The 23,137-nt window shown below is 58.3% G+C and carries 19 protein-coding genes, 4 tRNA genes and 1 riboswitch; of the genes, 7 read left to right on the top strand and 16 right to left on the bottom strand.

Translation table 11 applies throughout. The features are described from left to right. Positions 1-2: 2 nt before the first annotated feature. Genes yidC through rpmH form a run of 4 tightly spaced genes read right to left on the bottom strand, consistent with a single transcriptional unit; the run spans position 3 to position 2,478 of the window. Positions 3-1,685 (bottom strand): membrane protein insertase YidC, encoded by a 1,683-nt coding sequence (gene yidC, locus LVD08_RS00330; protein WP_027610285.1) that lies wholly within the window; start codon positions 1,683-1,685, stop codon positions 3-5. A 2-nt stretch (positions 1,686-1,687) separates the two neighbouring features. Then, on the bottom strand, positions 1,688-1,933 hold the full coding sequence (gene yidD / locus LVD08_RS00325) for a membrane protein insertion efficiency factor YidD (RefSeq protein ID WP_080761984.1): 246 nt from the start codon (positions 1,931-1,933) through the stop codon (positions 1,688-1,690). Further along, positions 1,926-2,327, bottom strand: a complete 402-nt coding sequence (gene rnpA / locus LVD08_RS00320; RefSeq protein ID WP_011336726.1) for a ribonuclease P protein component — start codon at positions 2,325-2,327, stop codon at positions 1,926-1,928. The genes yidD and rnpA overlap by 8 nt, the downstream gene beginning before the upstream one ends. 16 nt (positions 2,328-2,343) lie before the next feature. Continuing rightward, entirely contained in the window at positions 2,344-2,478 is a 135-nt protein-coding gene (gene rpmH, locus LVD08_RS00315) for a 50S ribosomal protein L34 (RefSeq protein WP_003213577.1), read from the bottom strand. Between the two features lie 566 nt (positions 2,479-3,044). Between rpmH and dnaA the strand changes: the two genes are divergently transcribed. From dnaA to LVD08_RS00290, 5 genes are all read left to right on the top strand, one after another. Further along, entirely contained in the window at positions 3,045-4,568 is a 1,524-nt protein-coding gene (gene dnaA / locus LVD08_RS00310) for a chromosomal replication initiator protein DnaA (RefSeq protein ID WP_095139791.1), read from the top strand. A 39-nt stretch (positions 4,569-4,607) separates the two neighbouring features. Continuing rightward, positions 4,608-5,711 carry a DNA polymerase III subunit beta gene (dnaN, locus tag LVD08_RS00305; protein WP_003220202.1) on the top strand — a complete coding sequence of 368 codons (1,104 nt, stop codon included), beginning with the start codon at positions 4,608-4,610 and terminating at the stop codon, positions 5,709-5,711. A gap of 14 nt (positions 5,712-5,725) precedes the next feature. Then, positions 5,726-6,829, top strand: coding sequence for a DNA replication/repair protein RecF (gene recF / locus LVD08_RS00300; protein ID WP_003220208.1), 1,104 nt, complete (start codon positions 5,726-5,728; stop codon positions 6,827-6,829). A 5-nt stretch (positions 6,830-6,834) separates the two neighbouring features. Next, positions 6,835-9,252, top strand: coding sequence for a DNA topoisomerase (ATP-hydrolyzing) subunit B (gene gyrB / locus LVD08_RS00295; RefSeq protein ID WP_007960764.1), 2,418 nt, complete (start codon positions 6,835-6,837; stop codon positions 9,250-9,252). 111 nt (positions 9,253-9,363) lie between these two features. Then, a protein-coding gene (locus tag LVD08_RS00290; protein WP_247267114.1) for an IS3 family transposase occupies positions 9,364-10,586 on the top strand; the annotation gives its coding sequence in 2 pieces (ribosomal slippage) (positions 9,364-9,715 and positions 9,715-10,586; 1,224 coding nt in all). Positions 10,587-10,673: 87 nt separating this feature from the next. Here the strand turns inward: LVD08_RS00290 and mgtE are convergent. After that, complete coding sequence (mgtE, locus tag LVD08_RS00285) at positions 10,674-12,116, bottom strand: magnesium transporter (RefSeq protein WP_027612263.1); 1,443 nt, start codon at positions 12,114-12,116, stop codon at positions 10,674-10,676. Positions 12,117-12,437: 321 nt separating this feature from the next. On the opposite strand from mgtE, the gene LVD08_RS00280 reads away from it, so the two are divergent. Next, on the top strand, positions 12,438-12,956 hold the full coding sequence (locus tag LVD08_RS00280) for a cell envelope protein SmpA (protein ID WP_247267113.1): 519 nt from the start codon (positions 12,438-12,440) through the stop codon (positions 12,954-12,956). Between the two features lie 18 nt (positions 12,957-12,974). Here the strand turns inward: LVD08_RS00280 and LVD08_RS00275 are convergent. The 8 genes from LVD08_RS00275 to ltaE form a co-directional block, all read right to left on the bottom strand. Continuing rightward, positions 12,975-13,051: transfer RNA gene (locus LVD08_RS00275), tRNA-Arg, on the bottom strand. A gap of 71 nt (positions 13,052-13,122) precedes the next feature. Next, positions 13,123-13,199 (bottom strand) — tRNA-Arg (locus LVD08_RS00270). A gap of 71 nt (positions 13,200-13,270) precedes the next feature. Next, positions 13,271-13,347 (bottom strand) — tRNA-Arg (locus LVD08_RS00265). Positions 13,348-13,454: 107 nt separating this feature from the next. Further along, a tRNA-Ser gene (locus tag LVD08_RS00260) sits at positions 13,455-13,545 on the bottom strand. A 62-nt stretch (positions 13,546-13,607) separates the two neighbouring features. Further along, positions 13,608-13,796: a carbon storage regulator CsrA gene (gene csrA, locus LVD08_RS00255; RefSeq protein WP_002554426.1), complete on the bottom strand. Its 189-nt coding sequence runs from the start codon at positions 13,794-13,796 to the stop codon at positions 13,608-13,610. Between the two features lie 188 nt (positions 13,797-13,984). Next, positions 13,985-15,226, bottom strand: a complete 1,242-nt coding sequence (locus tag LVD08_RS00250; protein ID WP_025112914.1) for an aspartate kinase — start codon at positions 15,224-15,226, stop codon at positions 13,985-13,987. Positions 15,227-15,316: 90 nt separating this feature from the next. Beyond that, on the bottom strand, positions 15,317-17,935 hold the full coding sequence (gene alaS, locus LVD08_RS00245; protein ID WP_247267112.1) for an alanine--tRNA ligase: 2,619 nt from the start codon (positions 17,933-17,935) through the stop codon (positions 15,317-15,319). A 146-nt stretch (positions 17,936-18,081) separates the two neighbouring features. Further along, positions 18,082-19,086 (bottom strand): low-specificity L-threonine aldolase, encoded by a 1,005-nt coding sequence (ltaE, locus tag LVD08_RS00240; protein ID WP_247267111.1) that lies wholly within the window; start codon positions 19,084-19,086, stop codon positions 18,082-18,084. Between the two features lie 275 nt (positions 19,087-19,361). Then, a riboswitch (FMN riboswitch) is annotated at positions 19,362-19,533 on the top strand. Between the two features lie 101 nt (positions 19,534-19,634). On the opposite strand from ltaE, the gene LVD08_RS00235 reads away from it, so the two are divergent. Further along, the gene (locus tag LVD08_RS00235; protein ID WP_027612643.1) at positions 19,635-20,144 is read left to right on the top strand and encodes a 6,7-dimethyl-8-ribityllumazine synthase; all 510 of its coding nucleotides are present in this window, start codon (positions 19,635-19,637) and stop codon (positions 20,142-20,144) included. 165 nt (positions 20,145-20,309) lie between these two features. On the opposite strand, the gene astE is transcribed toward LVD08_RS00235, so the two are convergent. Genes astE through astB form a run of 3 tightly spaced genes read right to left on the bottom strand, consistent with a single transcriptional unit; the run spans position 20,310 to position 23,024 of the window. Beyond that, positions 20,310-21,320 (bottom strand): succinylglutamate desuccinylase, encoded by a 1,011-nt coding sequence (gene astE / locus LVD08_RS00230; protein ID WP_096795017.1) that lies wholly within the window; start codon positions 21,318-21,320, stop codon positions 20,310-20,312. A gap of 12 nt (positions 21,321-21,332) precedes the next feature. Continuing rightward, positions 21,333-21,620, bottom strand: coding sequence for a hypothetical protein (locus tag LVD08_RS00225; RefSeq protein WP_007963090.1), 288 nt, complete (start codon positions 21,618-21,620; stop codon positions 21,333-21,335). A 57-nt stretch (positions 21,621-21,677) separates the two neighbouring features. Continuing rightward, positions 21,678-23,024 carry an N-succinylarginine dihydrolase gene (astB, locus tag LVD08_RS00220; protein WP_247267110.1) on the bottom strand — a complete coding sequence of 449 codons (1,347 nt, stop codon included), beginning with the start codon at positions 23,022-23,024 and terminating at the stop codon, positions 21,678-21,680. Between the last annotated feature and the right edge of the window lie 113 nt (positions 23,025-23,137).

Below are 23,137 nucleotides of genomic sequence, written 5' to 3'. Positions count from 1 at the left end.
AGTTACGCCTCGGCTTTTTTCGTCGCCGCTTCGATCTTACGCGTGATGTACCACTGTTGGGCAATCGACAGGCAGTTGTTCACAACCCAGTACAGCACCAGACCAGCCGGGAACCACAGGAAGAAGAAGGTGAAGATGATTGGCATCATTTTCATGACCTTCGCCTGCATCGGATCCGGTGGAGTCGGGTTCAGACGCTGCTGAATGAACATGGTCGCGCCCATGATGATCGGCAGGATGAAGAACGGATCCTTGATCGACAGGTCGGTGATCCACAGCATGAACGGCGCCTGGCGCATTTCCACGCTTTCCAGCAGAACCCAGTACAGCGAAAGGAAAACCGGCATCTGCACGAGGATCGGCAAGCAGCCGCCCAGCGGATTGATCTTCTCTTTCTTGTACAGCTCCATCATGGCTTGCGACATTTTCTGCCGGTCATCGCCATGTTGCTCTTTCAGTGCAGCCAGTTTCGGTGCTACGGCACGCATGCGCGCCATGGATTTGTAGCTGGCAGCCGACAGCGGGAAGAAGATCCCTTTGATCAACATGGTCAGGAAGATGATCGACCAGCCCCAGTTACCCACGATCGCGTGGATGTGTTGCAGCAACCAGAAGATCGGCTGAGCGATGAACCACAGAATGCCGTAGTCGACTGTCAGTTCCAGACCTGGGGATAACTGTTTCAGTACGGCCTGGCTTTTCGGCCCGGCGTACAGAATGGCGCTGGTTTCAACTTTGGCACCCGGTGCAGCGGTCAGCGAAGGACCGGTGTAACCGATGATGTAGTTGCCTTTGCTGTCCTTACGCGTCTGAACAATGTTGTTTTCGCCCTTCGGCGCAACCCATGCAGTCACGAAGTAGTGTTGCAGCCAGGCTACCCAGCCACCGGTGACGGTTTCCTTGAGCTGACCTTTGTCCATGTCTTTCATGGACACTTTCTTGTACGGCTCGGAACTTGTCCACAGGGCAGCGCCCAGGTAAGTCGCGGTGCCGGTGGCAGTGGTCGACGAAGGGTCGGCACTGGCGTCGCGCTTCAGTTGGGCGAACATCGAACCCGACCAAGGCTGAGCGCTCTGGTTATCCACAAGGTAGGTCACGGTTACGTCATACAGGCCGCGTTTCAGGGTGAAACGCTTGATGTAGTTGACGCCGTCCTTGCTGAACTTCAGGTCGACGACCAATTGGTCCTGACCGTCAGCCAGTTGATAACTTTTCTTCTCCGAGGCGTAAACCGGACGACCGGCCGGGCTTGCGTCCGGACCGTTGGTGCCGATCAGGCCGCTTTGTGCCAGATAAGTACGTTCGCCGCCGTTGTCGAACAGCTGGAACGGTACATCAGGACGATCCTGACGACGTGGATACAGTGGCAAAGTCAGTTGAGCAACGTCACCGCCCTGGGGATCGATCGCCAGATCGAGCACGTCGGTTTTGACCTGGATCAGATCCTTGCTGGCAGCGACCGGGGTTTCCACAGGTGCGCTGGTGTCGCTTGCGGCACGCGGAATATCGTCACTGGCGGAAGCGTTATTGCCAGGAACGGTGTCCGGCAAACCGGATGCAGTCGTACTGGAAGCAACATTCTGAGTCGGCAGGGCAGCCTGGCCATAGTCCTGGTTCCATTTAAGAACCATAACGTAGGACACGATTGCCAGGGCGACGATCAGGATCGTGCGTTTGATATCCATGATTACTCGGCCATCGAAGAAGAACGGGAGGTAGGGATAGGTGGAACCGGGTCATAACCACCGGGATTCCACGGATGACAGCGACCTAAACGACGAAAGGCCAGCCAGCCACCGCGCAGAAGGCCATGATTTTCGATGGCTTCATACGCGTAGCAAGAACAACTGGGGTAGAAACGACAGTGACTGGCCATCAAAGGACTAATGGCGTAGCGATAAAACTGGATCGGAACGAGTGCCAGTTTACGCATCTGGACTGTCTACCCCTACAGTTTCGGTTTTGACTGCTGGAACTGGCTTGTTACGGGCCAGACGCTTCCAGAGTTTGCCGAAATGCTGAATCAATTCGGGGTTTTCTACGTCGCCCAAACCTTTGCGCGCGACGATAACGATATCCCAGCCGACCAGAGAATCCTGGTGCAGACGGAACGATTCGCGCATCAGACGTTTGAGGCGATTGCGCTCAACGGAGAGCTTTACGCTCTTTTTCCCGATAACCAGCCCGAGACGGGGGTGATCAAGATCGTTGTTGCGCGCAAGGAGCAGGAGATTTTTCCCCGGAACCTTGCCGGTAGGGGAGTCAAAGACTGCCTTGAAATGCCGGGGGGTAAGCAGACGCTTTTCCCGACTGAAGTCCTGACTCACCTCCAGTACCGGATTATCAAACTGCCAGACGCGCACGACCTTTGGCGCGACGACGCGACAGGACAGCGCGACCGTTCTTGGTAGCCATGCGAGCACGGAAACCGTGGGTACGAGCGCGTTTGATAGTGCTTGGTTGGAAAGTACGTTTCATGTCGTGTTACCTGGTTCGTCCACAACGGGCCGGAATGGCCCCCGTTTTAAGAGACCGGGGATTCTAGAGAAAGCAAGCCCTCAGGTCAATTTCCAACCAACGTTTCCTTATAAATAGATCTCTGGAGCTTCCGGAAGCGAAATCCTGTTTGCCAGACATAAAAATAAAGAAGGGAATTATTTAAAGCTTTTCTGTAAAGCTTGTAAAAGCTAGGGCAGCCGTCTTCTGTGGATAACCACCTTCAGCCCTTGTAGAGCGGGATGTACAGAGAATGACAACTACAGTGGAAAACCGTGTTCAGCCTGTGCTGCGCTGTCGGATAACCTGTGTGTGGAATGGCCTGTTATCCACAGGCTGGTTATCCACCGAGTTCCACCCCCAGTTGTCCAGTGCCCTCAGAGGCGGTTATCCACAGAGCTTATGCACACACCGTTGGTCGCCTTTTTACCGGTTAACGCATTGATTAATCATGGTCACCACACAACCTGCATGTGGATAAGTGGACGGCTCGCCGCTACAATGGCCGCTTGTTTTTGCCTCACCGGCTTTCAACTTAGGGGATATCCGTGTCAGTGGAACTTTGGCAGCAGTGCGTGGAGCTTTTGCGCGAGGAGCTGCCTGCCCAACAATTCAACACCTGGATCCGTCCACTACAGGTCGAAGCCGAAGGCGACGAGTTGCGCGTCTACGCACCGAACCGTTTTGTGCTGGACTGGGTCAACGAAAAGTACCTCGGTCGCGTCCTTGAACTGCTGGATGAGCACGGCAACGGCATGGCGCCAGCGCTTTCCTTATTAATAGGCAGCAAACGCAGCTCGGCACCGCGTGCCGCGCCGAACGCGCCGTTGGCCGCTGCGCAGGTGTCCCAGGCTCAGGCCAATACCGTGCCGGCCAGTGCGCCAGCACCCGCTCCAAGTGCAGCTCCGGCCAAGCGCTCGACGCAGAAAACCGAGGAAGTCAGTGAAGAGCCGTCCCGCGACAGCTTTGACCCGATGGCCGGTGCGGCCTCGCAACAGGCCCCGGTTCGCGCCGAACAGCGCACCGTTCAGGTCGAAGGCGCGCTCAAGCACACCAGTTACCTGAACCGCACCTTCACCTTCGAGAATTTCGTCGAAGGCAAGTCCAACCAGCTCGCCCGCGCGGCGGCCTGGCAGGTGGCGGACAATCCTAAACACGGTTACAACCCGCTGTTCCTTTATGGCGGCGTCGGCCTGGGTAAAACCCACTTGATGCACGCAGTGGGTAACCATCTATTAAAGAAGAACCCGAATGCCAAGGTCGTGTACCTGCATTCCGAGCGCTTCGTGGCCGACATGGTCAAGGCGCTGCAACTGAACGCGATCAACGAATTCAAGCGTTTCTACCGTTCGGTGGACGCTCTGCTGATCGACGATATTCAGTTCTTCGCCCGTAAAGAGCGTTCTCAGGAAGAGTTTTTCCACACCTTCAACGCCCTGCTTGAAGGTGGCCAGCAGGTCATTCTCACCAGTGACCGCTACCCGAAAGAAATCGAAGGCCTTGAAGAGCGCCTCAAATCCCGCTTCGGTTGGGGCCTGACGGTTGCCGTCGAACCGCCGGAGCTGGAAACCCGCGTGGCGATCTTGATGAAGAAGGCCGACCAGGCCAAAGTCGAGTTGCCTCACGATGCGGCGTTCTTCATCGCCCAACGAATTCGTTCCAACGTCCGTGAGCTGGAAGGCGCGCTGAAACGCGTGATCGCCCACTCGCACTTCATGGGCCGCGACATCACCATCGAGTTGATCCGCGAATCCCTGAAGGACTTGTTGGCACTGCAGGACAAACTGGTCTCTGTGGATAACATTCAGCGCACTGTCGCCGAGTACTACAAGATCAAGATTTCCGACCTGCTGTCCAAGCGTCGTTCGCGCTCGGTGGCACGTCCGCGTCAGGTGGCCATGGCATTGTCCAAGGAGCTGACCAACCACAGCCTGCCGGAAATCGGCGATGTGTTTGGTGGTCGCGACCACACGACGGTGTTGCACGCCTGCCGCAAGATCAACGAACTTAAGGAATCCGACGCGGACATCCGCGAGGACTACAAGAACCTGCTGCGTACACTGACCACTTGATGAACTCCAGCGCAGCTTATTAAGGCAAGGGACTAGACCATGCATTTCACCATTCAACGCGAAGCCCTGTTGAAACCCCTGCAACTGGTCGCAGGCGTCGTCGAGCGCCGACAGACCTTGCCGGTACTGTCCAACGTGCTGTTGGTCGTCGATGGCCAGCAACTGTCGCTGACCGGTACCGATCTGGAAGTCGAGCTGGTCGGTCGCGTGCAACTCGAAGAGCCGGCTGAAACCGGCTCCATCACCGTGCCTGCGCGCAAGCTGATGGACATCTGCAAGAGCCTGCCCAACGACGCGCTGATCGACATCAAGGTCGATGAGCAGAAGCTGGTCGTGAAGGCCGGTCGTAGCCGTTTCACCCTGTCGACCCTGCCGGCCAACGATTTCCCGACGGTTGAAGAAGGCCCGGGTTCGCTGACCTGCAGCCTGGAGCAGAGCAAACTGCGTCGCCTGATCGAACGCACCAGCTTCGCCATGGCCCAGCAGGACGTGCGCTACTACCTCAACGGCATGCTGCTGGAAGTCTCGGCCGGTGTGATCCGCGCCGTGGCAACCGACGGTCATCGTCTGGCCATGTGCTCGATGCAGGCCGATATCGGTCAGCCGGATCGTCACCAGGTGATCGTGCCACGCAAAGGCATTCTGGAACTGGCGCGTCTGCTCACCGAGCCGGATGGCAACGTCAGCATCGTTCTGGGTCAGCACCACATCCGCGCCACCACCGGCGAATTCACCTTCACCTCGAAGTTGGTCGACGGCAAGTTCCCGGATTACGAGCGCGTTCTGCCGAAGGGCGGCGACAAGCTGGTACTGGGCGATCGTCAGGCCCTGCGTGAAGCGTTCAGCCGTACCGCAATTCTGTCCAACGAGAAGTACCGCGGCATCCGTCTGCAACTGGCCAATGGTCAGTTGAAGATCCAGGCCAACAACCCGGAGCAGGAAGAAGCGGAAGAAGAAGTGGGCGTTGAATACAACGGCGGTTCGCTGGAAATCGGCTTCAACGTGAGCTACCTGCTCGACGTGCTGGGCGTGATGACCACCGAACAGGTTCGCCTGATCCTGTCCGACTCCAACAGCAGTGCGCTGGTGCAAGAGTCCGACAATGACGACTCGGCTTATGTTGTCATGCCGATGCGTCTGTAATCAGCTGATCCTGGATGTCCTTAAGTCGTGTTTCGGTCACCGCGGTGCGTAATCTGCACCCGGTGACCTTCTCCCCCTCCCCCCGCATCAACATTCTTTACGGCGCCAACGGCAGCGGCAAAACCAGTGTTCTGGAAGCCATTCATCTGCTGGGGCTTGCCCGTTCGTTTCGTAGCACGCGGCTGTTGCCGGTCATCCAGTACGAGCAACTCGCCTGCACGGTGTTCGGTCAGGTCGAACTGGCCGAGGGTGGTCACAGTGCGTTGGGGATATCTCGCGACCGTCAGGGCGAGTTCCAGATCCGCATCGACGGGCAGAACGCTCGCAGTGCCGCGCAACTGGCAGAGATCCTGCCGCTGCAACTGATCAACCCCGACAGCTTCCGCCTGCTCGAAGGTGCGCCGAAGATTCGCCGGCAGTTTCTCGATTGGGGCGTGTTCCACGTCGAACCGCGTTTCATGGCGACCTGGCAGCGTTTGCAGAAGGCCTTGCGCCAGAGAAACTCCTGGCTGCGGCATGGTACACTTGACGCCGTTTCGCAAGCGGTTTGGGACAGGGAGCTGTGCCAGGCCAGCGCTGAAATCGATGAATACCGCCGCGCTTACATCAAAGCCTTGAAACCAGTCTTTGAACAAACCTTGAGCGAACTGGTTGAGCTTGAAGGTTTGACGCTCAGCTATTACCGAGGCTGGGACAAGGACCGGGAATTGAGTGCCGTACTGGCTGGCTCCGTGCAACGGGACCAGCAAATGGGTCATACCCAGGCCGGACCGCAACGCGCTGACTTGCGCCTTAGATTGGGCGCACACAACGCCGCGGACATCTTGTCCCGGGGTCAGCAGAAGCTGGTGGTTTGTGCCTTGCGAATTGCCCAGGGGCATCTGGTGAGCCAGGCCCGACGCGGCCAGTGTATTTATCTGGTGGATGACTTGCCGTCCGAACTGGACGAGAGCCACCGTCGCGCGCTGTGCCGCTTGCTGGAAGACTTACGCTGCCAGGTTTTCATCACCTGTGTAGATCACGAATTATTGAGGGAAGGCTGGCAGACGGAAACGCCAGTCGCTCTGTTCCACGTGGAACAGGGCCGTATCACCCAGACCCACGACCATCGGGAGTGAAGGCATTGAGCGAAGAAAATACGTACGACTCAACGAGCATTAAAGTGCTGAAAGGCCTGGATGCCGTACGCAAACGTCCCGGTATGTACATTGGTGACACCGACGATGGTAGCGGTCTGCACCACATGGTGTTCGAGGTGGTCGACAACTCGATCGACGAAGCCCTCGCCGGCCACTGCGACGACATCAGCATCATCATCCACCCGGATGAGTCCATCACCGTCAAAGACAACGGCCGTGGCATCCCGGTAGACGTGCACAAAGAGGAAGGCGTTTCCGCCGCCGAGGTCATCATGACCGTCCTCCACGCTGGCGGTAAGTTCGACGATAACTCCTACAAGGTATCCGGCGGTCTGCACGGTGTAGGTGTGTCGGTCGTGAACGCCCTGTCCGAAGAGCTGGTACTGACCGTACGCCGCAGCGGCAAGATCTGGGAACAGACCTACGTCCACGGTGTACCTCAGGCGCCGATGGCGATCGTTGGCGACAGCGAAACCACCGGTACCCAGATCCACTTCAAGGCTTCCAGCGAAACCTTCAAGAACATTCACTTCAGCTGGGACATTCTGGCCAAGCGCATTCGTGAACTATCCTTCCTCAACTCCGGTGTCGGCATCGTCCTCAAGGACGAGCGCAGCGGCAAGGAAGAGCTGTTCAAGTACGAAGGCGGCCTGCGTGCATTCGTTGAATACCTGAACACCAACAAGACTGCGGTCAACCAGGTGTTCCACTTCAACATCCAGCGTGAAGACGGCATCGGCGTGGAAATCGCCCTGCAATGGAACGACAGCTTCAACGAGAACCTGTTGTGCTTCACCAACAACATTCCGCAGCGCGACGGCGGTACTCACCTGGTGGGTTTCCGTTCCGCACTGACGCGTAACCTGAACAACTATATCGAGCAGGAAGGTCTGGCGAAGAAGCACAAAGTCGCGACCACCGGTGACGATGCCCGTGAAGGCCTGACCGCGATCATCTCGGTAAAAGTGCCGGATCCGAAGTTCAGCTCGCAGACCAAAGACAAGCTGGTGTCTTCCGAAGTGAAGACCGCGGTCGAGCAGGAGATGGGCAAGTACTTCTCCGACTTCCTGCTGGAAAACCCGAACGAAGCCAAGCTGGTCGTCGGCAAGATGATCGACGCGGCGCGTGCCCGTGAAGCGGCGCGCAAGGCCCGTGAGATGACCCGCCGTAAAGGCGCGCTGGACATCGCCGGTCTGCCGGGCAAGCTCGCTGATTGCCAGGAAAAAGATCCTGCGCTGTCCGAACTGTACCTCGTGGAAGGTGACTCCGCGGGCGGCTCTGCCAAGCAGGGACGTAACCGCAAGACCCAGGCGATCCTGCCGCTGAAGGGCAAGATCCTCAACGTCGAGAAAGCACGCTTCGACAAGATGATCTCGTCCCAGGAAGTGGGCACGCTGATCACTGCACTCGGCTGCGGTATCGGTCGCGAAGAGTACAACATCGACAAGCTGCGCTATCACAACATCATCATCATGACCGATGCTGACGTCGACGGTTCGCACATCCGTACCCTGCTGCTGACCTTCTTCTTCCGTCAGTTGCCGGAGCTGATCGAGCGCGGCTACATCTACATCGCCCAGCCGCCGCTGTACAAGGTCAAGAAAGGCAAGCAAGAGCAATACATCAAAGACGACGACGCCATGGAAGAGTACATGACGCAGTCGGCCCTGGAAGATGCGAGCCTGCACCTGAACGAAGAGGCTCCGGGCATTTCCGGTGAAGCGCTCGAGCGTCTGGTGAACGACTTCCGCATGGTGATGAAGACCCTCAAGCGTCTGTCGCGCCTGTACCCGCAGGAACTGACCGAACACTTCATCTACCTGCCGGCGGTGAGCCTGGAGATGCTCGGCGACCACGCCAAGATGCAGGACTGGCTGGCTCAGTACGAAGTGCGTCTGCGCACCGTCGAGAAGTCGGGCCTGGTCTACAAGGCCAGCCTGCGTGAAGATCGTGAACGTGGCGTTTGGCTGCCAGAGGTCGAGCTGATCTCCCACGGCCTGTCGAACTACGTCACCTTCAACCGCGACTTCTTCGGCAGCAACGACTACAAGACTGTCGTCACCCTCGGCGCTCAACTGAGCACCCTGCTCGACGAAGGCGCGTACATCCAGCGTGGCGAGCGCAAGAAAGCGGTCACCGAGTTCAAGGAAGCCCTCGACTGGCTGATGGCCGAAAGCACCAAGCGCCACACCATCCAGCGCTACAAAGGTCTGGGTGAAATGAACCCGGATCAGCTGTGGGAAACCACCATGGACCCAAGCGTGCGCCGCATGCTGAAAGTCACCATCGAAGACGCCATTGGCGCAGACCAGATCTTCAACACCCTGATGGGTGATGCGGTCGAACCTCGCCGTGACTTCATCGAGAGCAATGCGCTGGCGGTTTCGAACCTGGATTTCTGACCCCGGCCGGCGGCAAACAAAAAGGCCAACGCTCATGCGTTGGCCTTTTTATTGACAGTGTCGCGTCCTGAATAAGGTTTACACCTTCTGACCAATCTTCAGGAGGATTCAATGGATACCGGAAAAAGGCGGAGCCAGCGCGATTACACGCTAGCTTTTAAATTGTCAGTTGTAGATCAAGTCGAAAAAGGCGAGTTGAGTTATAAAGAGGCTCAACGGCGCTTTGGCATTCAAGGCCGGTCCACGGTACTGGTTTGGTTACGCAAGCATGGCCGACAGGACTGGAGCCAAGGCGCCTCAATCCGAGCGCCGCGGAGCAGGCCGATGACCGACCCCAACCTACCGCTGACACCCGAACAGCGGATCAAAGAGCTTGAAGAACAGTTGGCGCTGAGCAATCAGAAGGCCCAGTTCTTTGAAGCTGTCGTGAACGTCTTGAAAAATGATTACGGTGTGTCCATCGTAAAAAAGCGACCCGGCAAGTCCTCTCGCAAGGGCAAATCCAAGACCTGAGCATTACCAGGGCTTGCCTGTTTATGGGCATTTCGCGCCAAGCGTATTACAAGCGCAACCGAGCCTTTGACGCGAGAGTTTGCCAAGACCAGCAGGTAGTGGAATTCGTTCTGGAAAAGCGTCGGCGCCAGCCGAGGCTTGGGACACGCAAACTGCACCACCTGATGCTAATTGAAGCTGCAGCGACGCTACGTGTCGGTCGAGACCGCCTGTTTACCATCTTGCGAGAGGCGCGAGAGCTGGTTCCTCGCAAACGTGCTTATCATAAAACCACGCATAGCCATCATCGCTTCCGCCGTCACCCCAACCTACTCAAAGCTGGCCCGGAACAAGTTGTAGCCAGCAGACCTGAGCAGGTTTGGGTCGCAGACATTACCTATCTCCCAACGCGGGAAAGTGTCGCTTACGTTAGCCTGATAACAGACGCGTACTCACGCAAAATCGTGGGTCATCATGTGCACAGCAGCCTGCATACGGAGTCGGTGGTCAGGGCGCTGCAGAAGGCTGTTAGTCAGCGAAAATCCAATCAACCGCTCATTCATCATTCAGATCGCGGAGCCCAGTATTGCTCCGATTTATACCAACGGATGCATACCCGGCATGGAATCAGGTGCTCAATGACTGACGGTTATGATTGCTATCAGAACGCTATGGCGGAAAGGGTAAATGGGATTTTGAAGACTGAGTTTTTGCTGCATCGCCCCAAAGACCTGGCGGATGCAGTGAAAATGGTGGATGAACCGGTGCAAATCTACAACCGGGAGCGGCCGCACTTATCCCTGAAATACAAACCGCCCGATGCGGTGCATCGGGCGTTTTGAGACTGAAACAGGTGTAAACCTATTTCAGGACTAGACAACAGGCACAAAAAAGCCCGCCATTTCGGCGGGCTTTTGTATGGCAGCGAATCAGAGCAGGAAGATCGTCGCCAACCCCAGAAAGATGAAGAAGCCACCACTGTCGGTCATGGCCGTGATCATCACGCTGGCGCCCATCGCCGGGTCGCGGCCCATTTTGGCCAGCGTCATCGGGATCAACACCCCCATCAGCGCCGCGAGCAGCAGGTTGAGGGTCATCGCCGCCGTCATCACCACGCCCAGCGACCAACTGCCGTAAAGCAGGTAGGCGACCACACCGATCACCCCACCCCAGACCAGACCATTGATCAACGCCACCGCCAGCTCCTTGCGCATCAGACGCGAGGTGTTGCCAGTGCTGACCTGGTCGAGCGCCATGGCACGCACGATCATGGTTATCGTCTGGTTACCGGAGTTACCGCCGATACCCGCCACGATCGGCATCAGCGCCGCCAGCGCCACCAGCTTCTCGATCGAGCCTTCGAACAGACCGATCACCCGCGACGCGACAAAGGCAGTGATGAGGTTGATCGCCAGCCATGCCCAACGGTTGCGCAGGGATTTCCAGACGGAGGCGAAGATATCTTCCTCTTCGCGCAGACCCGCCATGTTGAGGACTTCGCTTTCGCTCTCCTCACGAATCAGGTCGACCATTTCGTCAATGGTCAGACGGCCGATCAGCTTGCCGTTCTTGTCGACCACCGGGGCCGAGATCAAGTCGTAACGCTCGAACGCCTGAGCCGCGTCATAGGCGTCTTCGTCCGGGTGAAAACTCACCGGATCGCTGGCCATGACTTCAGAAACCTGCTTCTCCGGGTCGTTGACCAACAGACGCTTGATCGGCAGCACGCCCTTGAGCACGCCGTCGTAATCGACCACGAACAGTTTGTCGGTATGGCCCGGCAGCTCTTTGAGCCGACGCAGGTAACGCAGAACCACTTCGAGGCTGACATCCTCACGGATCGTCACCATCTCGAAGTCCATCAGCGCACCGACCTGCTCCTCGTCATAGGACAGGGCCGAACGCACGCGCTCGCGTTGCTGCTGGTCGAGCGTCTCCATCAGCTCATGGACGACGTCTCGCGGCAGCTCGGAGGCCAAGTCAGCAAGTTCGTCGGCGTCCATGTCCTTGGCCGCAGCCAGGAGCTCGTGATCGTCCATGTCGGCGATCAGCGTTTCACGAACGGAATCGGATACTTCGAGAAGAATGTCGCCGTCGCGATCAGCCTTGACCAGTTGCCAGAGCGTCAGACGATCGTCCAGCGGCAAGGCTTCAAGGATGTAGGCAACGTCGGCGGAGTGCAGATCATCGAGTTTGCGTTGCAGCTCGACCAGGTTCTGCCGGTGAACCAGGTTCTCGACCCGGTCGTGGTGCGCGCCTTCCTGGCGATGAGTCAGGTCTTCGACGACCTTCTGGCGCTGCAGCAGCTCAACGACCTGAGCCAGGCGATCCTGCAGGCTTTCCTGGGTTTTCTTTACTTCGATTTCGGACATAGGCGAACTCCACTCCCAGCAGCGGGGCACGCCGGAAGGATCAATCAGTCAATTCATGATTGGTGAAACGGGCTACTGAGTAACTACTGGGTAAGTCCATGGAGGTTTTCCATAAGCCCCGGCGGGGCTGACGGGCGCAATGATACACCGCCTGACGGTTTTAAACGTTAAAAAATCGCGGTCGAAACAAGTGCTTGCGCGACAAAGTTGAGCGCTGTCCTGACCCGTGCAGATGCGACGACTCATCTTGAAAAGAAAACACACCGGCGTTGAAAAATGTAGCGACTACCCTTGAGCGTAGACCGTCATGGAGGACGTCGAATGCTATCCAGAACATCCCTTTTTGTAGTCGCCAGCCTGCTCTGCCTGCCACCCGCCGGAGCCGCCACCACCCTTCACCGCTGCGAGGCTGCCGACGGCGGCATCACCTTCACGACCCTGAGCTGTGCGAGCGACGAGCAGCTTTCAGAGCAACAGGTTCACCCCTACTCGCCCGGATCCGTCGTACCGATCATGCCGGAACACAACCATGAGGAAATATCCGGTATGACAATCAGAGGACGTGAACCGGGCATCGTTGGCCGCCTGGCGGACAAATGCGGCAACCTGATCGATGCCAGGCAGCGCCGCGCAGCAATCATCAATCAACGAGTGATTGCCGGCATGAGCCAACAGGATGTCGAGAGCGCGCTCGGCAAACCGGACAAGGTGAATATTCGAACGTCGACGACTAGCTATCGCTATGACCTGAAAAGAGGCCGAAGTGCTCAAGTCGATTTTGACGAGAAGGGATGCGTGAAAGGAAAAGCCAAATCGCAGACAACAAAAAGCCCGCGTTAAACGCGGGCTTCTTGAATATGGTGCACTCGACAGGATTCGAACCTGTGACCGCTCGGTTCGTAGCCGAGTACTCTATCCAGCTGAGCTACGAGTGCATTTGTGTTTTTAAACCAGACCACAACTGGCTGAAGCCGAGTTCTTTATATCGCTATAAACAACTCTTAAATGGTGCACTCGACAGGATTCGAACCTGTGACCGCTCGGTTCGTAGCCGAGTACTCTATCCAGCTGAGCTACGAGTGCATTTGTGTTTTTAAACCAGACCACAACTGGCTGAAGCCGAGTTCTTTATATCGCTATAAACAACTCTTAAATGGTGCACTCGACAGGATTCGAACCTGTGACCGCTCGGTTCGTAGCCGAGTACTCTATCCAGCTGAGCTACGAGTGCATTTGTTGCGCCGCATTATAGCCCGTCTAATCTCTATTCCAACCACTTTTTCTAATAAATTCAACAACTTACAGAAAAAGCCAGATTACAACGTACTAAGCAAATAATGGCGGAGAACGGGGGATTCGAACCCCCGACACCCTTTTGAGGTGTACTCCCTTAGCAGGGGAGCGCCTTCGGCCACTCGGCCAGCTCTCCGCAACACGGGGCGTATATTAACCACCTTCTTCCCCGTTTGCAAACATAAAAATCGATAAAAATTAATGGCTTGGTTCTTCGTCCTTCTCTTTCTTTATACGCAGGTAAATTTCCTCACGGTGCACGGCAACCTCTTTCGGGGCGTTGACGCCGATGCGCACTTGATTTCCTTTGACGCCGAGCACGGTCACGGTGATTTCGCCATCACCGATAATCAGGCTTTCTGCGCACCGACGAGTCAGAATCAGCATACCTTTCTCCTCACGCATTTCATTTCAGGGACAACAGTCTGCAAAAAAAAGGCACCCGACCTACAACCGGAGCGATCGTAGCCCTACAGGCCTGAGTATTGACCAGCGCGAGCAAAAGAACAGTTCAGGGCTCGCGCCATTCAAAAAATAAAGGGCGCGGTCAGACCGCGCCCTTCAGGTGACCGGATTTACTCGCCCTGACGGGCCGGCGCGTCCAGTTCGAAAGCCGTGTGCAGGGCGCGCACGGCCAGTTCCAAGTACTTCTCTTCGATCACCACGGAAACCTTGATTTCCGACGTCGAGATCATCTGGATGTTGATGCTTTCCTTGGCCAGGGATTCGAACATGCGGCTGGCCACGCCTGCGTGGGAACGCATGCCGACGCCGACGATCGAGACCTTGGCAATCTTGGTGTCACCCACCACTTCCCGGGCACCGATCTCGCGAGCGGTGTTTTCCAGCACGGTCTGTGCGGCCTGGTAGTCGTTGCGGTGCACGGTGAAGGTGAAGTCGGTGGTGTTATCGTGCGCGACGTTCTGCACGATCATGTCGACTTCGATGTTCGCGGCACTGATCGGGCCGAGAATCTTGAACGCCACGCCCGGGGTGTCTGGCACGCCACGGATGGTCAGCTTGGCTTCATCGCGGTTGAAAGCGATGCCGGAAATGATCGGCTGTTCCATGGTTTCCTCTTCATCAATAGTAATGAGGGTGCCCGGACCCTCCTTGAAGCTGTGCAGTACGCGCAGCGGAACGTTGTACTTGCCGGCGAATTCCACCGCACGGATCTGCAACACCTTGGAACCGAGGCTGGCCATTTCCAGCATCTCTTCGAAGGTGATCTTGTCCAGACGCTGAGCGACCGGCACCACACGCGGGTCAGTGGTGTAGACACCATCGACGTCGGTGTAGATCTGGCACTCGTCAGCCTTCAATGCAGCCGCCAGTGCCACGCCTGTGGTGTCGGAACCGCCACGGCCGAGGGTGGTAATGTTGCCGTGCTCGTCGACGCCCTGGAAACCGGCGACAACCACCACGCGACCTGCTTTCAGATCACCGCGAATCTTCTGGTCATCAATCTGCAAGATACGCGCTTTATTGTGCGCACTGTCCGTCAGGATCCGCACCTGATTACCGGTGTACGACACCGCCGGCACACCGCGCTTGATCAGCGCCATGGCCAACAGGGCAATCGTCACCTGCTCACCGGTGGAGACGATCACGTCCAGCTCACGCGGAACCGGTTGCACGTCGCCACTGATTTGCTTGGCCAGATCGATCAGACGGTTGGTTTCGCCGCTCATTGCAGACAGCACAACCACCAGGTCATCGCCGGCATCGCGGAATTTCTTAACCTTGTCGGCGACCTGCTCGATTCTCTCGACAGTGCCGACCGAGGTGCCTCCAAATTTCTGTACGATCAAAGCCATTTCAAAGCCGCCTCTGCCCATGAAGGGCGCCCAATAATCACTCGAACAGCCGCCGGACCCGCCACTAGACTGCGGACCCGGCGGGCCGTCTTATAAACCCTGCTCGACGAATGGAACGGTCAGCGCCAGTGCGCCATCCAGTGCGCCGGCGTCAACACCGCCGCCCTGCGCCATGTCCGGACGACCACCGCCCTTCCCGCCCACTGCCGCAGCAGCCTGTTTCATCAAATCACCGGCTTTGAGTTGGCCAGTCAGGTCCTTGGTTACGCCTGCAACCAGTACGACCTTTTCCTCATGGACACTGCCGAGCAGGATCACTGCGCGGCCGAGTTTGTTTTTCAGCTGATCGACCAGCGCCAGCAGCGCCTTGCCATCCTGACCATCCAGACGTGCGGCCAGAACCTTCACGCCTTTGACGTCGACTGCCGAGTTCGACAGATCGTCGCCCGCGGCGCTGGCGGCCTTGGCCTGCAACTGCTCGAGTTGCTTTTCCAGCGCGCGGTTGCGCTCCAGCACGGCCGACAGCTTGTCGATCAGATTGTCGCGGCTGCCCTTGACCAGGTTGGCCGCTTCCTTGAGTTGTTCTTCTGCAGCGTTCAAGTAGGCCAGTGCCGCAGCACCAGTGACTGCCTCGATACGACGCACACCCGATGCCACACCGCTTTCGCTGATGATTTTCAGCAGGCCGATGTCGCCGGTACGGTTGGCGTGGATACCGCCACACAGCTCGACGGAGAAATCGCCGCCCATGCTCAGCACGCGCACGTTGTCGCCGTACTTCTCGCCAAACAGCGCCATCGCGCCTTTCTGCTTGGCGGTTTCGATGTCGGTTTCTTCGGTTTCAACTGCGGAGTTCTTGCGGATCTCGGCGTTGACGATGTCTTCCAGCGCTTTGATCTGCTCCGGCTTGATCGCTTCAAAGTGGCTGAAGTCGAAGCGCAGACGCTGGCTATCCACCAACGAGCCCTTCTGCTGAACGTGCTCGCCCAACACCTGGCGTAGCGCAGCGTGCAGCAAGTGGGTGGCCGAGTGGTTCAGCGAAGTCGCGTGACGCACCTCGGCATCGACGTGGGTTTCCACTGGCGCGCCGATGGTCAGGCTGCCGGAATCCAGCACGCCGTGGTGCAGGAAGGCGCCGCCGGTCTTGGTGGTGTCACGGACGTCGAAACGTGCGTTACCGGCCTGGAGGAAACCGCAGTCGCCAATCTGGCCGCCGGACTCAGCGTAGAACGGCGTCTGGTTCAGCACGATCACCGCCTCTTCGCCTTCACTCAAGACGTCGACCGACTGGCCATCTTTATAGATAGCGACGATTTTTGCCGAACCGCTGGTGTCTTTGTAACCGGTGAACTCGGTGGCCACATCAACCTTGACCAGGGTGTTGTAGTCCAGACCGAACGAGCTGGCGGAACGCGCACGAACACGCTGGGCTTCCATTTCACGCTCGAAGCCGACTTCGTCGACGGTCAGGCCGCGCTCGCGAGCGATGTCGGCCGTCAGGTCCATCGGGAAACCGTAGGTGTCGTAGAGTTTGAACACCACGTCGCCCGGCACCACGGTGCCTTTGAGTTCCAGCAGATCCTGTTCGAGGATCTTCAGGCCGTGCTCCAGAGTCTTGGAGAACTGCTCTTCTTCAGCCTTGAGTACGCGCTCGATGTTGCTCTGCTGCGTTTTCAGTTCCGGGAAGGCTTCGCCCATCTCGGCGACCAGCGCCGCAACAATCTTGTAGAAGAAGCTGCCGGTGGCGCCCAGCTTGTTGCCGTGACGGCAGGCGCGACGAATGATCCGGCGCAGCACGTAGCCGCGGCCTTCGTTGGACGGCAGCACGCCGTCGGCGATCAGGAAACCGCACGAACGGATGTGGTCGGACACCACTTTCAGCGACGACTGGTCGCCATTTTCGCAGCCGATCGCTTCAGCCGAGGCTTTGAGCAGGTTCTTGAACAGGTCGATGTCGTAGTTGGAATTGACGTGCTGCATCACCGCACTGATCCGCTCCAGGCCCATGCCGGTGTCGACCGACGGCGCTGGCAACGGATGCAACACGCCATCGGCGGTGCGGTTGAACTGCATGAACACGTTGTTCCAGATCTCGATGTAACGGTCGCCGTCTTCTTCCGGCGAACCCGGTGGGCCGCCCCAGATGTGCTCGCCGTGATCGTAGAAAATCTCGGTGCACGGGCCGCACGGGCCGGTATCGCCCATGGTCCAGAAGTTGTCGGACGCGTACGGCGCGCCTTTGTTGTCGCCGATGCGGATCATGCGCTCGACCGGCACACCGATCTCTTTGGTCCAGATGTCATACGCTTCGTCGTCGGAGGCGTAGACGGTGACCCAGAGTTTTTCCTTCGGCAGTTTCAGGACGCCGGTCAGGAAGGTCCAGGCGAAGGTAATCGCGTCGTGCTTGAAATAGTCACCGAAGCTGAAGTTACCGAGCATTTCGAAGAAGGTGTGGTGACGAGCGGTATAACCGACGTTTTCCAGGTCGCTGTTCTTGCCACCGGCACGCACGCACTTCTGGCTGCTGGTTGCGCGGGTGTACGCGCGCTTTTCCTGGCCCAGGAAGCAGTCCTTGAACTGGTTCATCCCCGCGTTGGTGAACAGCAGGGTTGGGTCGTTGCCCGGAATCAAAGAGCTGGAGGCTACACGGGTGTGGCCTTGCTCTTCGAAGAAGCGAAGGAAGGCTTCACGGATTTCTGCGCTTTTCATTAGGTTCTTCCACGGAGGCTGCGGCCAAAGGCCTGTACGAAACGTCAACAGACGAAACGACGGCAAAGGGCCGCATTATATCGGCCCTTCGCGCGGGGTACAGCGTGTTTATACGATAGTAACGGTCAATTGGACGGCTAACGCTGTCACTTGCGCGAAAACTCGACGAATGTCGCGATCACTTGCTCGATTTGCGAGCGACTGACGTCCATGTGCGTGACCATGCGCAAGCGCGCGGCGGCGCTCAACTTGATCCCGCGTTCGGCGGCAAACACCTTGAGCGCTTCGGACTGATCGCCCATTTGCACGTAGACCATGTTGGTCTGCACCGGCTCGACGCTGAACCCGGCCTCGCGCAAGCCTTCGGCCAAAAACCGGGCGTTGGCATGGTCATCCGCCAGGCGCTCAACGTGGTGATCCAGCGCGTACAGCCCCGCCGCCGCGAGCAAACCGGCCTGACGCATGCCGCCGCCGACCATTTTGCGCAGGCGGCGGGCCTTGCCGATCAGCTGCTCAGTGCCACACAGCACCGAACCGACCGGCGCGCCGAGGCCTTTGGACAGGCACACCGATACCGAATCGAAATGTTGCGTGATCTCGCGGGCATCCACCCCAAGCTTGACTGCCGCGTTGTACAGCCGCGCGCCGTCCAGATGCAGGGCCAGACCGTGCTCCCGCGTGAATTGGCGCGCGCGGGCCAGATACTCCAGCGGTAACACTTTGCCCTGCATGGTGTTTTCCAGCGCCAGCAGCCGGGTACGGGCGAAGTGAAAGTCATCGGGCTTGATCGCCGCTGCTACCTGATCCAGATCCAGCGAACCGTCGGCCTGCACTTCCAGCGGCTGTGGCTGGATCGAACCGAGCACCGCCGCGCCGCCGCCCTCGTACTTATAGGTGTGCGCCTGCTGGCCGACGATGTATTCGTCGCCACGTTCGCAATGCGCCATCAGGCCCAGCAGATTGCTCATGGTGCCAGTCGGCACGAACAGCGCAGCGGCGAAACCCAGCCTTTTCGCCAATTCGGCTTCCAGACGTTTGACCGTCGGATCTTCGCCGTACACGTCGTCACCGGTAGCCGCCGCAGTCATCGCGTCGAGCATGGCAGGAGTCGGTTGGGTGACGGTGTCGCTGCGAAGATCGATAACGCTCATGAACCTGGCCTCTGGTCAGCAGGGGAAATCCCTTTTCGAAGGTGAATTACTGCGGTCATGGCGCCGATTAATCAACCCTTGAGTGAGAAAAAGCACATTACTCCTTGAAAGGACGCAACCCAATGTGGGAGCGGGCTTGCTCGCGAAGGCGGTCTGTCAGTGACACATCTGCTGACTGACACATTGCTTTCGCGAGCAGGCTCGCTCCCACAGGTTCTGTGCAAGGCCGGAAAATATGTGATAAAAACGCTGCGCCGCCCGAGAAAGGGCGGCAAAAACGTTCTCAGGGCGGGGTGCAATTCCCCACCGGCGGTAATTGCGCGCAATGCGCATAGCCCGCGAGCGCTTGGCGACGAACACGGCTTTTGCTGTGATCGGCGGCAAGGTCAGCAGACCCGGTGTGATTCCGGGGCCGACGGTCATAGTCCGGATGAAGAGAGAACGGGATTGACACCAAAGGGCCACCCGCGCGCTTGTGTGCTCGTGCGTACCCTTGAATCCCTTTCAATTCATAACGCCCTGTTTTTCACACAAACAGGAGTCAGAACATGCAACCCACCGCTATCGACAGCAAAACCAAACACCCTCACGGCGAGCGCGTTGCGTTCATCCAGGCCTGCTGGCACAAGGAAATCGTCGACCAGAGCCGTAAAGGCTTCGTCGCCGAAATGCTGGCTCAGGGTTATCAGGAATCGGACATCGACTTCTTCGAAGTCGGCGGCGCCTTTGAAATGCCCCTGCACGCCAAGTTGCTGGCCAAAACTGGCCGTTATGCCGGCATCGTCGCGGCCGCTCTGGTCGTGGATGGCGGCATCTATCGTCACGAATTCGTCGCCCAGTCAGTGGTCAGCGGCCTGATGCAGGTGCAACTGGAAACCGAAGTGCCAGTGTTCTCGGTGTCCCTGACCCCGCATAACTTCCATGCCGGTGAAGAACATCAGAAGTTCTTCTTCGAGCATTTCGTGCACAAGGGTCAGGAAGCGGCGCGGACTTGCGCGGATACGCTGCAGAAGGTTCGTGCGCTGCGTCGCAGTGAGCCACGTGCAGTAGCGGTCTGAGTCTGTCTGGGTCGAGCGCGACCCCAAACCTCACTCAAATCTAAATGTGGGAGCGGGCTTGCTCCGGGCGGCGTTCCGACGAAAGCGGTGTGTCAGTGACGAATCTGTGTACTGACACACCGCTTTCGCGAGCAAGCCCGCTCCCACATGGGGTCTGAAGTGTTCTCAGGATAAGTGTTCGTCGGTGGCCGGCACGATCAGGATGCCCGCACGCAAGCCGTTCTTGACCTTGGGATTAGGGAAGATGATCCGCGCGCCCTCTTCCTCGATGACCCAGCGGGTATTGGCCAGATCTTCGGCCAGCACATAACCCACATCCAATTCAGAAAAGTTCTCGATGTCCGCTGGCAGGTTCAGGCGGAACGCATCGCTGTGCTTGATGATTTCCCGGGCGACGCTGAACAGCTGCAAACCATCCAGTCCCTCTGCTGCCAGATCCGGCTCATTGCCTTCGATGATCTGCTTCAGACGAGTTTCCAGACGTGAAACATCCACCCCTTCGTTCTGCCCGAACGGCCGCGCCTTGCCCAGTTCCAGGGTGAAAGCCTCGGCACCGAGTTTGTCGTAGGTGTACGAGCTGAAAACGATCGACGGTTTGTTCTGCAGCAGCACCGCCTCCATTCCGGCGGCGCGCAGACGCGCCAGTTCGCGGCGCGAATGCTGGCGACCTTCTTTCCACGGGTACAGCGCGAACTGCTCGATCTTCGAACCACGAATGGCGGTGTGCAGGTCGTAGTGCAGGCGCTGCCGATCCGGCAGGCTGAAGAAGCTCGCTGCCAGACGCTCCAGCTCGCAGGCGCGGATGGCTTCGGAACCGCTGGTTTGTTCATGCCGGCCGTTGAACAGCCGGTTGACGTCCTGCTCGACGAAGCGCTCGCCCTTGCGAATCGCTTCCGGGTTGCCGAACAGGAACAGAATGCGTGCACGCGGCTTCAGATCGCCGCGAGCGATGTCATGCAGCAGCCGATCGAGCAACTCGATCGGCGCTGTTTCATTGCCGTGGATACCTGCCGACAGCAGCAGGTCCAGGCCATTGTCGCGCGCTTCGGGCGGCCGGACTTCCAGCGCACCCTCGCTCAACCAGCGCATGCGCACGCCTTCGACAGTCAGTTGAGTCTTCTCCGCCGGTTCGCGGCCGGCGAGGGTCAGTTCAAGCAGTTTGCCGAGGGCGAGCATAGAGCGGTTTCCTTAGTGATCGTGGTTGCAATCCGGGCCGTGCACATGGTCTTCGTCACCGACTTCAGCCGGTTCCATTTCCAGTTGCAGACTTACCAGATTAGTTGCCAATGGGCGCAGCAGCAGGTTGGCGTACTCTTCGTCACCTTCCTCGACGTCCACGCCGATCAGCAGTTGGCCACGGCCGTCCTGCTGGATCCACAGCTCTTTGCCTTGCCACATGACCGCGACGCGGGTGCACGAGGTTTGCAGTTGCGTGCCGTCGGTGTCTTCAAGGATCAGCTGCAGGGAATCGCTCATGTTTTTACTCTCTTGGGGAGACAAGCCGCGCGTCGCGTTCAGACGACGCGCCGGCCATCAATTGATCTGGAATGGATAAACCGCGCCCAGTTTAAGGATTTGCGTCAGTTCATCCAGTGCCGTCCGGCATTCAAGCAGCAACTGCGGGTCCGCCAGATCGGTTTCGCTCAGGCGGTCGCGGTAGTGCTTTTCAACCCATGCGGTCAACGAACCGTACAACGGGGCCGTCATGATAACCCCTGGGTTGACCGCCGCCAGCTCGGTTTCGTTGAGCGCGACGCGCAGTCGCAGGCACGCCGGTCCACCGCCGTTCTGCATGCTTTGCTTGAGGTCGAAGACTTTGACTTCGCGGATCAGCCCGCCGGAGCTGGTCAGCCCTTGCAGGTAGTTCCACACGCGCTCGTTGCCACGGCATTCTTCCGGCACGATCAACAGCATCGAGCCATCAGGACGCGACAGCAACTGGCTGTTGAACAGGTAGGAGCGCACCGCATCGTCCACGGTGACCGCCGAACGCGGCACGCAGACCGACTGGAACTGGCCGCCGACCTTGGCCAGTTTGCCCTGCAACTCGGCCAGCATCTGCTCGGTGTCGAGGAACGCATCCTCGTGATAGAACAGCACCTCGCCGTTACCCACCGCGATCACGTCGTTGTGGAAGACGCCCTGGTCGATCACCGCCGGGTTCTGCTGCGCGTAGACCACGCCCTCGTCACGCAGACCGTGCAGACGCGCCACCGCTTGCGACGCTTCCAGGGTCTGGCGCGCCGGGTACTTCTGCGGCGCCGGGTAGCGGGTGTCGAACGCACTGCGACCGAACACGAAGAACTCGACACCGGCCTCGCCGTACTCACGGCAGAAGCGCGTGTGGTTGGCCGCGCCTTCGTCACCGAACTGCGCCACCGCCGGCAACGCGGCGTGATGGGCGAAGTGTTGCTGATCGGCGAACATCGCACCGAGCACGCGGCTGGTGGTCGGGTGTTCGATGCTGCGGTGGTATTTGCAGTTGAGGTTGGCGGCGGTGAAATGCACGCGACCGTCAGCGGTGTCGGCACTCGGGCTGACAGTGGCGGCGTTGGCCACCCACATGCTCGATGCCGAGCAACTGGCGACCAGCAACGGCATGGCTTCCTTCGCTGCACGCTCGATCACTTGCGCGTCGCTGCCGCTGAAACCCAGACGGCGCAACGCGGCCACGTCCGGACGCTCCTGCGGCGCCAGCACGCCTTGCTGAAAGCCCATTTCCATCAGCGCTTTCATTTTCGCCAGACCTTGCAGCGCCGCTTCCTTCGGATTCGAGGATTGCTGGCTGTTGCTCTGGGACGCAACGTTGCCGTAGGACAGACCACCGTAGTTATGGGTCGGCCCCACTAGACCGTCAAAATTGACTTCATAGGATTTCATCAGCGAGGCTCCACGAGAATCTGTTGTTATAGGCTTCAAGTAACAATTCAGTCAGACCGCGTCGCGGCTATCGCGAGCAGGCTCACTCCTACAGGTTTGGCGGTGTTCACACA

This window comes from Pseudomonas sp. YL2 (assembly GCF_023063025.1).
Classification (GTDB): Bacteria; Pseudomonadota; Gammaproteobacteria; order Pseudomonadales; family Pseudomonadaceae; genus Aquipseudomonas; species Aquipseudomonas putida_A.
This window is presented reverse-complemented; position numbering and strand designations above follow the sequence as displayed.

What these genes read in the sequence shown, in the direction of transcription:
- yidD (WP_080761984.1), bottom strand. Translation starts at nt 1,933, where the DNA reads ATGCGTAAACTGGCACTCGTTCCGATCCAGTTTTATCGCTACGCCATT.
- LVD08_RS00250 (WP_025112914.1), bottom strand. Translation starts at nt 15,226, where the DNA reads ATGGCTTTGATCGTACAGAAATTTGGAGGCACCTCGGTCGGCACTGTC.
- LVD08_RS00225 (WP_007963090.1), bottom strand. Translation starts at nt 21,620, where the DNA reads ATGAGCGATTCCCTGCAGCTGATCCTTGAAGACACCGACGGCACGCAA.
- mgtE (WP_027612263.1), bottom strand. Translation starts at nt 12,116, where the DNA reads ATGTCCGAAATCGAAGTAAAGAAAACCCAGGAAAGCCTGCAGGATCGC.
- rpmH (WP_003213577.1), bottom strand. Translation starts at nt 2,478, where the DNA reads ATGAAACGTACTTTCCAACCAAGCACTATCAAACGCGCTCGTACCCAC.
- astE (WP_096795017.1), bottom strand. Translation starts at nt 21,320, where the DNA reads ATGCTCGCCCTCGGCAAACTGCTTGAACTGACCCTCGCCGGCCGCGAA.
- LVD08_RS00235 (WP_027612643.1), top strand. Translation starts at nt 19,635, where the DNA reads ATGCAACCCACCGCTATCGACAGCAAAACCAAACACCCTCACGGCGAG.
- dnaN (WP_003220202.1), top strand. Translation starts at nt 4,608, where the DNA reads ATGCATTTCACCATTCAACGCGAAGCCCTGTTGAAACCCCTGCAACTG.
- LVD08_RS00280 (WP_247267113.1), top strand. Translation starts at nt 12,438, where the DNA reads ATGCTATCCAGAACATCCCTTTTTGTAGTCGCCAGCCTGCTCTGCCTG.
- yidC (WP_027610285.1), bottom strand. Translation starts at nt 1,685, where the DNA reads ATGGATATCAAACGCACGATCCTGATCGTCGCCCTGGCAATCGTGTCC.
- alaS (WP_247267112.1), bottom strand. Translation starts at nt 17,935, where the DNA reads ATGAAAAGCGCAGAAATCCGTGAAGCCTTCCTTCGCTTCTTCGAAGAG.
- astB (WP_247267110.1), bottom strand. Translation starts at nt 23,024, where the DNA reads ATGAAATCCTATGAAGTCAATTTTGACGGTCTAGTGGGGCCGACCCAT.
- recF (WP_003220208.1), top strand. Translation starts at nt 5,726, where the DNA reads ATGTCCTTAAGTCGTGTTTCGGTCACCGCGGTGCGTAATCTGCACCCG.
- csrA (WP_002554426.1), bottom strand. Translation starts at nt 13,796, where the DNA reads ATGCTGATTCTGACTCGTCGGTGCGCAGAAAGCCTGATTATCGGTGAT.
- ltaE (WP_247267111.1), bottom strand. Translation starts at nt 19,086, where the DNA reads ATGAGCGTTATCGATCTTCGCAGCGACACCGTCACCCAACCGACTCCT.